Source organism: Streptomyces yatensis (assembly GCF_018069625.1).
GTDB classification, from domain to species: domain Bacteria; phylum Actinomycetota; class Actinomycetes; order Streptomycetales; family Streptomycetaceae; genus Streptomyces; species Streptomyces yatensis.
On sequence record NZ_CP072941.1, the window covers coordinates 8,878,051 to 8,889,912 of the forward strand.

General features: G+C 73.1%; 9 protein-coding genes. 3 read left to right on the forward strand and 6 right to left on the reverse strand.

The genetic code is table 11. From position 1 onward, the window contains the following. Positions 1–165: 165 nt before the first annotated feature. Positions 166–2,550: a hypothetical protein gene (locus tag J8403_RS37280; protein ID WP_211127031.1), complete on the forward strand. Its 2,385-nt coding sequence runs from the start codon at positions 166–168 to the stop codon at positions 2,548–2,550. Here J8403_RS37280 and J8403_RS37285 read toward each other — a convergent pair. The 5 genes from J8403_RS37285 to J8403_RS37305 form a co-directional block, all read right to left on the reverse strand. Further along, positions 2,520–4,958: a right-handed parallel beta-helix repeat-containing protein gene (locus J8403_RS37285; RefSeq protein WP_211127032.1), complete on the reverse strand. Its 2,439-nt coding sequence runs from the start codon at positions 4,956–4,958 to the stop codon at positions 2,520–2,522. The two genes, J8403_RS37280 and J8403_RS37285, sit on opposite strands and share 31 nt — an antisense overlap. Positions 4,959–5,169: 211 nt before the next feature. Next, on the reverse strand, positions 5,170–5,772 hold the full coding sequence (locus tag J8403_RS37290; protein ID WP_211127033.1) for an Rv1733c family protein: 603 nt from the start codon (positions 5,770–5,772) through the stop codon (positions 5,170–5,172). A gap of 80 nt (positions 5,773–5,852) precedes the next feature. Next, a complete protein-coding gene (locus J8403_RS37295; protein WP_211127034.1) occupies positions 5,853–7,610 on the reverse strand; it encodes a GAF domain-containing sensor histidine kinase in 1,758 nt (585 codons plus the stop codon). Positions 7,611–7,724: 114 nt separating this feature from the next. Beyond that, complete coding sequence (locus tag J8403_RS37300; protein ID WP_211127035.1) at positions 7,725–8,702, reverse strand: universal stress protein; 978 nt, start codon at positions 8,700–8,702, stop codon at positions 7,725–7,727. A gap of 79 nt (positions 8,703–8,781) precedes the next feature. Then, on the reverse strand, positions 8,782–9,240 hold the full coding sequence (locus J8403_RS37305; protein WP_137964433.1) for an ATP-binding protein: 459 nt from the start codon (positions 9,238–9,240) through the stop codon (positions 8,782–8,784). Positions 9,241–9,463: 223 nt separating this feature from the next. Between J8403_RS37305 and J8403_RS37310 the strand changes: the two genes are divergently transcribed. Together J8403_RS37310 and J8403_RS37315 are read left to right on the forward strand one after the other, a co-directional pair. Then, positions 9,464–9,913 carry a cyclic nucleotide-binding domain-containing protein gene (locus tag J8403_RS37310; protein ID WP_211127036.1) on the forward strand — a complete coding sequence of 150 codons (450 nt, stop codon included), beginning with the start codon at positions 9,464–9,466 and terminating at the stop codon, positions 9,911–9,913. A gap of 123 nt (positions 9,914–10,036) precedes the next feature. Beyond that, on the forward strand, positions 10,037–10,729 hold the full coding sequence (locus J8403_RS37315; RefSeq protein WP_086711097.1) for a response regulator: 693 nt from the start codon (positions 10,037–10,039) through the stop codon (positions 10,727–10,729). Positions 10,730–11,168: 439 nt separating this feature from the next. Here J8403_RS37315 and J8403_RS37320 read toward each other — a convergent pair whose 3' ends face one another. Then, entirely contained in the window at positions 11,169–11,663 is a 495-nt protein-coding gene (locus tag J8403_RS37320; protein ID WP_137964430.1) for a DUF6643 family protein, read from the reverse strand. Positions 11,664–11,862 lie beyond the last annotated feature (199 nt).

Sequence of the window (11,862 nt, forward strand, 5' to 3'; positions counted from 1 at the left end):
GCGTTCATCTTCGCATGAGGCGGGGACAGCCGGTCGCCACAGCACCCGGGGTTACGATTTCGCCACGCCCGGCCTGTCAGGGTCGGGGGAGGTGGCCGATGGGCACAATCCTGGAGCGGAACGACCGCACCACACCGGAATCGGGGGAACACGGTGCCAGCGACCATGCCTACGGACACGCCGGCCGACGGGGCGCAGCGGGCGACGGCAGCCCGTAAGGGCGGAGCATCGCCGTCCGATCTCGAACTCCTCGTCCACGGTGTGGGCGGCACCACCCCCGAGGAGATGCTGCGCGATCCGCGCACCTGCCGGGTCACCGGCGACGAGACCGCGGCGGTCTACCGCAGGACGGACGAGGTCGACGCCGAGCAGCGGCCGCCGGAGGACCGGGAGGGCCCGGACCGCGAGGGGCCGATCCGCGAGGCGTACGTATGGTGCAACCTCACCTCGGGCAACAGCTCCCGCGCCCTGTGGCTGCTCTTACTGCCGTTCATGGTCGCCAACCTCGCCCACTGGATGCGGCCCCCGGCCGACCGGCGCGAGCGGACCGTGCGCACCTACGGCCTGTTCGTCCGGCTCGTGGCGCTCACCCTGACCGTGCTGCTGATCGCCGGGGCCTGCGAGGTGGCCCTGGACCTGATCGCCTGGCAGTGTGCCGGTTCGGCCGACTGCGCCGGTGGCAAGTCCTGGCTCGGCTTCCTGTCCCCGGAGAACCACGGATGGTGGAGCCAGCCCGGCCGCAGGCTCGCGCTCGCCGCGGTGCTGCCCGGCGCGCTCACCGGACTGCTGTGGTACCTGTCCAACCGCACCTGGAGCGCGTACGAGTCCTCCCCGCCGCTGGAGCGCCCGGTCGACGAGTCCGCCCCCGAGGCGGGCAACCGCCCCGCGCTGTGCCTGCCCGGCTTCTGGTACGGCCGCAGGATCGTCGCCCGGCTGCGTGCCGCGCACACCGCCGCCGGATTCCTCACCATCGCGGCGGGCCTGACCCTGCCCACCACCACCTACGACCGCAAGCCGGGCGGCGGCGGGTTGCAGGACGCCGCGGGCTGGGCCCTGCTGACGCTGCTCGCCGCGGTCGCGGTCGCGGTGGTGGCCGTGGTGTGCTACCGCGGCCGCAGCGAGACCAAGGTCGACGGGGAGCTGGACCGCATCACCATCACCGCGCTGCCCGGAGCGGCCCTCGCGGTGCTGGCGCTCTCCGTGCTCTACGCCGGATGGTCCCGCCCGGACTGGGCCTCCACCGGCAAGCTGCCGGGCAACCAGGCGTTCTGCGCCATCGCCATAGGGGAGGGCGCGCTGATCGTGACCATGGCGGTGTGCGCCCTGGTCCTCCACCGGTCCGCTCCCGGCCGCACTCCGCTGTACGGGCTCGCCGGGCCCGCCGTGGCCGTGCTCGCCTGCGGGCTCGGCGCGGTACTCGCGGGCGGTATCGCCCAGCGCTTCGCCGACTGGCTGGACGGCGGCGCCACCCCCGGTGAGGGGCCGGGCATCGCCCCGCCGGTTCTGCTGACCTGGCTGGCCACGTCCATCCCCGCGCTGCTGCTCGCCCTGGTCGTCCTGCTGCTGATCTTCACCGTAAGGGTGTGGCGGGTGCGCAACCGGCTGCTGCCGACCATCATGGACGGCTATCCGGGGGAGCGGCCCGATCCGGTGCGCACCCGGCGGATCGCGCGCACGATCGCCCGCGCCGGTCTCACCGACTCCGCCCCGTGGATCGTCGGCCCCGTCGCGCTGCTGACCCTGCTGTTCGGCGCCGCCGCCGTCACCGGGGCCTGGGTCACGGACCAGGTGCCGGGGCGGGCCGCCGACGACGCGCCCGGGGCCGTGGACGCCGCCGCCCAGACCGCCCAGGCGCTGGGCTCCTGGCTGATGGGGCTGGCCTTCCTGATGCTGGTCACCTGGGCCCGCCGCGCCTACCGCAGCCCCTCCGCCCGCCGCACCATCGGCATCCTGTGGGACGTGGGCACCTTCTGGCCGCGCGCCGCCCACCCCTTCGCGCCCCCGTGCTACGCCGAGCGGGCGGTGCCCGATCTGACCTGGCGGATGGAGACCTGGACCCGCCGGTTCGGCGGCCGGCTGGTCATCTCCGGCCACTCCCAGGGCAGTGTGCTGGCTGCCGCGGCGGTCTGGCAGCTGGACCACCGCACCCGCGGCCAGGTCGCGCTGCTCACCTACGGCTCACCGCTGGAGCGGCTCTACGGGCGCTGGTTCCCCGCCTACTTCGGGCCCACGCAGCTGCTCTCGCTCCACGGCGAGGTGCGCTGCTGGCGCAATCTGTGGCGCTACACCGACCCGATCGGCGGCCCCATCCGGCTGCCCGACGGCAGCGGGCCCGAGGTCGACCGCGACGCGCTCAAGGACCCGCTGGTCTACGGCCGTACGCCCGAACACCCGCTGCCCGCGCCGATCCTGGGGCATGGGGACTACCAGGCCGACCCCGTCTTCGACCGGGAGCGGGCCGGACTGCTGGCCCGGCTCCCGGAACAGACGCCGCCCCCTCCGCAGGAGGGGGCCGCCGGTCAGATGAGCTCCGGCAGATCCTCGGGATAGAGCAGCGTGAGGTCGTCCGTGGTCGGGTCGCTCAGCTGGGCGACCCGGCCCGCATGCCGCTCCACCATCGCCTCGAAGGTCTGCCGGGCGGTGCGTCCGTTGCCGAACGCCGGGCCCTTGGGAAGCGCCGTGAAGTACTTCAGCAGCGCCTCGGCCGCCCCCTCGCCGATCCGGTACTCATGCTCCTCGGCCTGCTGCTCCACGATCCGCAGCAGCTCCTCCGGGGCGTAGTCGCCGAAGGTGATGGTGCGCGAGAAGCGGGAGGCCACACCGGGGTTGACGGACAGAAAGCGCTCCATCTCGGCGGTGTACCCCGCGACGATGACCACGACCGCTTCCCGGTGGTCCTCCATCAGCTTGACCAGGGTGTCTATCGCCTCCCGGCCGAAGTCCCGGCCGGAGTCCTCCGGCGAGAGGGCGTACGCCTCGTCGATGAAGAGCACCCCGCCGCGCGCCCGGTCGAACGCCTCCTGGGTGCGTATGGCCGTGGAGCCGATGTGCTCACCCACCAGGTCCACCCGGGAGACCTCCACCAGATGGCCGCGCTCCAGCACTCCGAGGGAGGCCAGGATCTCCCCGTAGAGCCGGGCGACCGTCGTCTTTCCGGTGCCCGGGGAGCCGGTGAAGACCAGATGGCGGCGGACGGAGGCGGCCTTGAGCCCGGCCTCCTGGCGCCGCCGGCCCACCTCGATCATGTCGGTGAGGGCGCGCACCTCGCGCTTGACGCTCTCCAGCCCGACCAGTGTGTCGAGTTCGCCCAGCACCGCCGAGGAGGGGCGGACGGAGACCGGGGGCTCGACGGCGGGCGCGGAGGTCTGGACGGACCGCTGTGACGGGACGCCGCCCAGCAGCCCGCCCGTCGAGGCGGCGGTCTCCACGGCGGGCGCGGTGAGCGGGAGCCCGCCGGGCGCGGTCGGGGAGCCCAGCGCCGTGGTGGCGCTCTCGTCGCTGGTGCAGTCCTCGACGAGCGGCCCCGCCTCGGAGAACTCGTACCCGCCGCGCGCACACCGCTCGGTGCGGCACCGGGTCAAGGTGGTGCGGCAGCCGTCGATGATGTGGAAGCCGTAGCCCCCGCTGCCGGTCACCCGGCAGCCGGTGAAGGTGCCGCGGCCCTCGGCGGACACATAGAACCCGGCCTCCGTCGGCCCGGAGACCGTGGTGCGCTCGACCGTCGGATCGGCGCCCTTGGTGACGATCACTCCGGTGGAGGCCCCGTCTATGGTGCAGTTGGCGAGCGTGCCGCCGCTGCCGTGGTCGCGGAACCACGCCCCGGTGGCCGCCTCCCGGATGCGGCAGTCGTCCAGCTGGACGATGGCCCCGTCGCTGACCGAGACCGCGGTGGAGCGCACCTGGGACAGATCGCTGTCGACCACATCGACCCGCGACCCGCGGTCCAGCACGAACAGCGCGTCCGGCACCTCGCGCACCCGGCACGAGTCGAGCACGGCGGTCGCCCCGTCGCTCACCCACACCGCCGGATAGTCGCCGGTGCTCTCGTGCAGCTCGCACTGGTTGGCGTCCACCCGGGTGCCCGGGTCCCACACCGACAGGCCGTTGCGCCCGAACCGGCGCACCGTGGAGCGGGTCAGCGTCAGCACCGAACGCGACCTCAGGTCGATGGCGTTCTCCGGGATGTCATGGATCTCGCAGTCGGCGAGGGTGAGCACCGCGTCCGTGTCCAGATTGACCCCGTCGGACGTCGTACGGTGCACCCGGCAGTCGGTGAGGTGCCCGGTCGCGCGCCCGGAGACCTGCACCCCGGCGCCCCGGATCTCGTACACCTCGCAGCCGACGGCCTCCAGCGAGGAGCCCTCGCCGGTCAGCGAGAAGCCCGCCCCGGACGCGTGGTGGACCCGGCAGCGGTCCAGGCGCGGACGGGCGCCGCCGCGCACCGCCACCCCGGACTGCCCGGCGGCCACCACCTCGCACTCCTCGAACACCCCGCCCGCGCCGTCCAGCACGCTGAGCCCGACGCCCGCGGGGTTGTCCACGGTGCAGCGCCGCACGGTGGGACGGGCGCCGCCGCGCACCTCGATGCCGACCGCCGAGCGCGTGGCGACCCGTACGTCCGACACCTCCGGGGTGGCGTCCTCGATCAGCAGCGCGGGGGCGGCCGAGTCCTGGCCCTCGACATGCAGATCCTGGACCACGGCGGAGGCACGAATCGTCAGGGCGACTCCGTCGACCGGCGCGATGCGCACCGAACCGCGGGCCGAGCCCTCGGGACCGCGCAGTGTGACGGCCCGGCCCACCACCAGATTCTCGCGGTAGGTGCCGGGCGAGATGGAGAGCACATCACCGTCCCCGGCGGCCTCCAGGGCCGCCGTGAGGGAGGCGTACTCTCCGGTGCGGCGCCGCCACCGCGACGTTCCGCTGTGCGTCACCTGGACGACCGAGCCCTGTGCCATGGTGCTGCTGTGCCCCCACCTCGTGCGTTGCCGGTGTGCGCGCCTGACCGCCGCTGCCGACTGCCGCTGCGCATATGGAATGCCCCACCGTAGCGTGCGCACGGCACCATGAGATGACCTGCCTGTGGACCACGGGCGGAGTTGGCGTTCATATGACAACTCCCGCCCGTGTACAGCCCACTCGCAGGGACCGACGGCCCGCTCGCGGGGGCTAGCTGCCGGCGTCCGCCCGGCCCCAGTCCTGACCGGCTCGCTCCCAGGCGATGTCCCACTGTGTGTAGCGCCGGCGCATGAGCCGCCATACGATCAGCCGCCGGGCGCCGTCCACCAGGACCGCCGTCGCACCGGCCGCGCCGATCCCCGCCAGCACGGCGTGGGTGGTGGCCGTCGCGGCGTCCAGCGGGCGGCCCACCGGGCGGCCGTGGTCGTCGGTCCAGATCCGGAACCGCTCACCGGGGTCGGCACCGGGGTGGGCCCCCAGCGTGCCCTGGTGTCTGCTGCCGTCCGGTCCCGTCCAGCGGGCGAGGACGCGACGGTGGGCGTCTGACGCGGAAGCGGTCTCGGGATCGGAGTCGATGGGTGGATGCGGCAGCACCTTCAGCACGGTGGCCGAGAGCGGATGGCGCTCGGCCCGCTGTTCGTGCGCGGCCCTCACCAGCGCTCCGTGTGCCATGGAGCCCGATGCCCAGCCGGCGGCGGGGGCGACGAGCAGGATGAGCGCCGCGGCGATCATCGCCGCGCACGCCTCCACGATGTCCGTCTTACGGCGCAGCGGATTACGCCGCCAGCGCCACAGCCCCCAGATCATTCGCATGGATCACATACCCCCTTCCCCATCCGTGGGTACCGCATGGCGGGCCGGATATGCGCGGATTCGGTGAAGAGAGAGCAATATCACGGGGCCAGCCCTTTCGCCGTTCCGGCGGGCCGTCGGCGGTTCAGAGGGACACACCAGACCAGCCGGGTGCCGCCCGCCTCGGGCGCCTCGATGTCCAGTGTGCCGCCCAGGAGTTCGGCCCTCGACCGCATGTTGACCAGCCCTCCGCTGGGGGCGGCGCCCCCGATGCCCACCCCGTTGTCCGTGACCACCAAGGTGATGTCGGCGCCGACGGTCAGCCGCACCTCCACCCGCTGGGCATGGGCGTGCCGCACGGTGTTGCTGAGCGCCTCGGCGAGCACCGCCAGCACATGGTCGCCGGTCGTGTCCGGCACATCGGTGTCCACCGGGCCGTCCATCAGCAGCGACGGTGCGAAGCCCAGGGTGTCGGAGGCCGACCGGACGGCCTTGACCAGCCGGCGCCGCAGCGTGGCGGGTTCGCCGCCGTCGTCCCCGACCGTGCGCAGGGCGAAGATGGTGGAACGGATGATTTTGATGGTCTCGTCCAGGTCGTCCACGGCCCGCCCCACCCGTTCGGCCGCCTCCGGGCGTTCGATCAGCCGGCCCGCGCTCTGCAGGGTGAGGCCGGTCGCGAAGAGCCGCTGAATGGCCAGATCATGGAGGTCCCGGGCGATCCGGTCGCGGTCCTGGAGCAGCGCCATATGCTCGGACTCGGCGCGGTGCCGGGCCAGTTCCAGGGCGAGCGCCGCCTGCGCCGCGAACCCCGAGAGCAGCTCCACCTCATGGTCGTCGAAGGGCCGCCGCCCGGCGAGCCGGCACAGCCGCAGCGCACCGGAGGCCCGCGCGCCCGCGACCAGCGGCACGGCCACCACCGGGCCGAACTCGCTCTCCGGAGCCGGCAGCGGCCAGGACCGGGCCCGGGAGTCCACCCGTACGTCCGAGGCGACCGCGGGGCGTCCGGTGCGGGCGGCGAGCCCGGCCAGCGAGCCGTCGGACGGCACCATGAGCCCGTCGATGGCCCCCGCGTCATGCCCCTCGGCCACCTCGACCACCAGCGAGTCGGTGCCCGTGGCCGGCAGCAGGATCGCCGCCGAGTCGGCGAGGGCCACCTGCAGGGCGAGCCGGGCGATCAGGCTCAGTGCCTCGCCCGCCGCGGTGCCCGCCAGCAGCGTACGGGTGATGACGCCGAGCGCCTCCAGCCACTGCTCGCGGCGCCGGCTCTCGTGGTACAGCCGGGCGTTGTCGATGGCCACCCCGGCGGCGACCGACAGGGTGGTCAGCACCGCCTCGTCATCGGCGTCGAACTGGGCGCCGCCGCGCTTCTCGGTCAGATAGAGATTCCCGAAGACCTCGTCACGGACCCGGATGGGCACCCCCAGGAACGAGCGCATCGGCGGATGGTGCTCGGGGAAGCCGTAGCTCGCCGGATGCTCCGACAGATCGGTGAGCCGCAGCGACTGGGGGTGGCGGATCAGCTCGCCGAGCAGTCCGTGACCGCTGGGCAACGGGCCGATGCGATGGGCCCGTTCCTCGGATATGCCCACCGGCAGGAACTGCGAGAGCCGATGCCGGTCGATCACGCCCAGCGCGCCGTACTCCGCGTCGGCCAGCACCACCGCGGACTCCACGATCCGGCGCAGCACCTGCTCCAGGTCCAGCTCGCGGCCCACACTGAGCACGGCCTCCAGGAGGTTGTGCATCCGGTCCTGGGTGGACCGGGCGGCGTCCAGCCGCGCCTGGAGCTCATCGAGGAGCTGGTCGAGCCGGAGTTGGGGGAGGGCCGGATGGCGTCCCTGATCCGCACTGCCCGACACCTGGCCACCATCCCCCCATGAGCCTCTCACCAGCAGGGTAGCCGGGGCAGGGGCCCGCGGTGGCGGCTATGGAAGGAACTCGGCCAGGGTCAGGGGCCGCTGAGGGACGGGAGCCTAGGAAACCGGCACCACGGCGACCGGGCACTTGGCGTGATGCAGTACGGCGTGGTTGACAAGCCCCAGCTGCATGCCGAAGTGCCCCTGGCGCCGCCGGGCCCCCACCACCAGCAGATCGGCGTGGGCGGAGGCGTCCAGCAGCGCCTTGCGGGCCGAGCCCTCGACCGGGCGGTGCGCCACCGGCACCGGCGGCAGCCCGGCCGCCGTGGCGCCGCCCAGCGTCTCGTCCAGGAGCTCGGCGGCGCGCCGTGCGTGGTCCTCACGCGCCCCGTGGTTCTCACGTGCCCTGTGGTCCTGAGGCGCCCTCTCGCTCTCTCGTGCCCTGTGGTCCTCGTGTGCTCCATGGTTCTCGCGCGCCTCGTGGTCCTCGGGGCCCGCGCAGCGCCATGCGTGCACCGCCTCCAGCTCCCCGCCGCGCAGCCGCGCCTCGCGCAGGGCGAACGCGACGGCGGCCGAGGGCGGCGCGGGCTCCCGGTCGCTCGGGCGCTCGTGCTCGGCGATCCCCACCACCACCCGGTTCATCCCGCCGTGCACGTTCTCCGGGCGGCCGCGCACCACGACCACCGGGCACTGGGCGCGGGCCGCGATGCCCAGCCCGACCGAACCGAGCAGCAGGGAGGCGAACTCGCCGCGGCCGCGCGAGCCGACCACCAGCGCCTCGGCGCTCTGCCCGGCGCGCAGCAGGGCGGTGACCGCGTCGTCGGCCGCCAGGTCGGTCATCACCTTCAGGGCCGGCACCCGCCGCCCGGCCCGCTCTGCCGCGGTGGCCAGCACCGCCTCGCTGTGGAGCCGCTCGGCGGGGCGGTCGGCGGCCGTTCCGGCGACGTAGCCCTCGTACCGCTCCCACAGGGAGGCGTGGACGACGCGCAGCGGCAGCCCGCGGCGCCCGGCCAGCTCGGCCGCCCAGTCCAGGGCGTCCGAGGCGGCCTGCGAACCGTCGACCCCGACGACCACGGGAAGCTCCACCGTGCCCACCGCCTCTCCTGCCGGTACATGGGTGTGTCCCCTCCCATTGTCCCGCCGAAGCGATCGCCGAGGGAGTCCGGCGGCTCACTCAGCGCAGCCGCATGGCCAGCGTCACCACGGCCCCCACCGCCCCCGCGCTGATCACCAGCCGGTCGGTGACCAGCTGGGTCAGCCACAGTCCGCGGCCGCTGGTGGCGCCGTCCAGCCCCGGCAGGATCCGGGGGATGACGTCCTCGGAGAAGCCGGGGCCGGAGTCGCTGATCCGGCACTCCAACTCGTCGCCGATCCGCCGCAGCAGCAGCGAGCCGGTGCCCCCGGCGTGCTCGATGGCGTTGTTGGCGATCTCGTCGACGGCCAGCACGAAGTCCCCGCGGCGGGCTTCGCTGAGCCCGGCCCAGGCCGCGCACTCCTCGATCTGCACCCGCAGCCGGGGCAGCTCGTCGGCGGTGAAATGGCGGTGGAGCAGGTGTTCTCCGGCTCGATCGGCGGACCGACGAGGGTCGGCTAGCACCAGTGCCTCCCGTTTGGTGACGAGTACGAGCGACATCGCAGGGTCGGTGAAGCAGCCGAGGGTACGGGGAGTGGGGTCTCATCGGTCATCACGACCACGAATGACGTGTCATATCGGAAACGTGACCGGAAATGGGTAAGGGTGAAGCGATACCCGATCGTCGGTGTATCGCTTTGGATCGGTGCCTCTCGTACGCACAGTTCGTACGCACAGTGACCGCCGAGGGGCGAGGGGGGAGAGGAGACGGCAAGGTGAGGTCATGATGGGACTTCTGAGCGCGCTGAAGACCGAACATCGTGAGCGGCTGATGGCGCTCGCCCACGATGTGTCCTTCCCCGCGGGCGGCCGCATCTTCGAGGAGGGCCGTAAGGCGGACCGTTTCTGGATCATCCGCACCGGGGCGGTCACCCTCGATCTGCATGTTCCGGGGCGTCGGCCCGCGGTGATCGAGACCCTCGGCCCCGGGGAGCTCATCGGCTGGTCCTGGCTCTTCCCGCCGGACACCTGGCATCTGGGCGCGGAGGCGCTCAGCCCGGTGCGCGCGCACGAATTCAACGCGGAGACGGTGCGCCGGCTGTGCGACGAGGACCCGGAGCTCGGCTATGCCCTCGCGCTGGCCTGCGCCCAGGTGATCGGGGGCCGGCTGCAGAGCGCCCGCACCCGGCTGCTGGATCTGTACGGGCCCTACGCGGGCGGGATCTCGCCATGATCGGGCCGGAGGGCGCGGGGAGCGGCCCGGGGGCCGAATGGCCCCTTACGCCGCCCTGCGGCAGAACGTAAAGCTGGGCAGCCGGATCGCGACCGGCGACCCGTGCGCCATGGAGGAGAGGCCGTGCCCCAGACCGCCGACCCCGACGGCCCCATCAGGGTCTTTCTGCTCGACGACCACGAGGTGGTGCGGCGCGGACTGCGTGACCTGCTCGACGCCGAGTCCGATCTGGAGGTGGTCGGCGAGGCGGCCAACGCCCGCGAGGCCATCGCCCGCGCCCCCGCCGTACGGCCACGGGTCGCGGTGCTCGACGTACGGCTCGGCTCCTCGGGCGACGGCGGGGACCACGAAGGGATCGAGGTCTGCCGGGAGTTGCGGGCCCGGCTCCCCGATCTCGCGTGTCTGATGCTGACGTCCTTCGACGACGACGAGGCGCTGTTCGACGCCATCATGGCCGGGGCCGCGGGCTATGTGCTCAAGCAGATCAACGGGTCCGACCTGGTGTCGGCGGTGCGTACGGTGGCCGACGGCCGGTCCATGCTGGACCCCGGCGCCACCGCCCGGGTGATGGCCCGGCTGCGCGGCCCCGCGCCCAGCGGTCCCGTGGAGCTGGAGAACCTGTCACCGAGGGAGCGGGAGATCCTCCAGCTCATCGGCGACGGGCTGACCAACCGGCAGATCGCCGAGCGGCTGTTCCTGGCCGAGAAGACCGTCAAGAACCGCATCTCCTCGATCCTGTCCAAGCTGGGCGTGGGGCGGCGCATTCAGGCCGCGGTGATCGCCGAGCGGATCAAGGAGCGCGAAACGGGTCAGTGAGACCGTGCGCGGTACGGCCACGAGCCGATGACGTCCTTACGGCGGGCCGGATGACGCTCTCACAGTGGTCCTGGTGACGTCCTTACGGTGGGCCCGGCGCGCGTTACGCATGGGGCGCGGGACCGGCTCCCCTGCCGGCCCCGCGCCCCACACCGAACGAGGCGGACCGGTCGAGTCGCCCTTCACCGCAGTGGAGTGAGAGCCCGGTCCGCCCCCGTGATGGAGAGGGCTCGCGGCATTGCTCGGTCCAGCATCGCGAGGCGTTCCACCGCCGGGGAGGGGCCGAACGGCCCCTCGAGAATCGGCACCGTCCCGGCCCCCGGACATCCAGGGGCGTGAGGCCCCGGAAAAAAGTCAGGGGCCGGACGGGGAAGCCCCATCCGGCCCGATCCTTCCCGCGACCGGGCACCGGCCCGGTCGCACCACCTCCCGACACGTGTCAGTAGCCGCCTCCCGGCTGCGGCGACCGGCCGCCCGGGTACTGCTGACGTCCGTACGGGTCGTCGTAGGGAGACGGCGCCGGGGCCGCCGGACGCGGCGCGGCCGGACGCGTCATGGCCGGGCGCATCGCCTCGTAGCCCATCGGCGCGGCCGGGCCGGGGCGCTGCATCTGCGGCTGCTGGGCGCCCGGGTAGCCCCGCGGGCCGGTCGGCTGCGGCGGGATGTACGGCGCGTGCGCCTGCTGCAGCCCGGTGGGCTGCGGCTGCTGCTGGTAGCCCTGGTACATGGGCTGCGGCGAGGGCGCGGCCGGCAGCGCGGGAAGCGCTGAGGGCAGGGCCGGAAGATGACTTCCGGTGTCGTACGCGGACGGCACCCTGATGGGCGCGATCTGTGGTGTGCCCCGCTCGGCGACAAGGCTGTCGTAGATGGGGGTGTCCGGGAAGGACGGCGAGGAGTAGTAGCCGCCACCGTAAGTGCTGCGGGGGGAGGTCATAGACCATAAGTTAAGCCCACCATGTGCTGATTGGGGAGTCCGGTAGGAGGGTTGTTTTCAGTGTTCGGAGTGGCCGTGGATCCCCAATCCGAGCGAACCAGGGAAAATCGGTCGTCAGGGTACGTTGAGATCGTGTAAAGAGCGCGTTTTCAGCGGGTAGCCACCGGCCGTACGCGATATGCGGCGGCCGAGCGGCCCG

Excerpts from the sequence above, each read along its gene's own strand:
- J8403_RS37280 (WP_211127031.1), top strand. The coding sequence starts at position 166 with ATGCCTACGGACACGCCGGCCGACGGGGCGCAGCGGGCGACGGCAGCC.
- J8403_RS37285 (WP_211127032.1), bottom strand. The coding sequence starts at position 4,958 with ATGGCACAGGGCTCGGTCGTCCAGGTGACGCACAGCGGAACGTCGCGG.
- J8403_RS37290 (WP_211127033.1), bottom strand. The coding sequence starts at position 5,772 with ATGCGAATGATCTGGGGGCTGTGGCGCTGGCGGCGTAATCCGCTGCGC.
- J8403_RS37305 (WP_137964433.1), bottom strand. The coding sequence starts at position 9,240 with ATGTCGCTCGTACTCGTCACCAAACGGGAGGCACTGGTGCTAGCCGAC.
- J8403_RS37310 (WP_211127036.1), top strand. The coding sequence starts at position 9,464 with ATGATGGGACTTCTGAGCGCGCTGAAGACCGAACATCGTGAGCGGCTG.
- J8403_RS37320 (WP_137964430.1), bottom strand. The coding sequence starts at position 11,663 with ATGACCTCCCCCCGCAGCACTTACGGTGGCGGCTACTACTCCTCGCCG.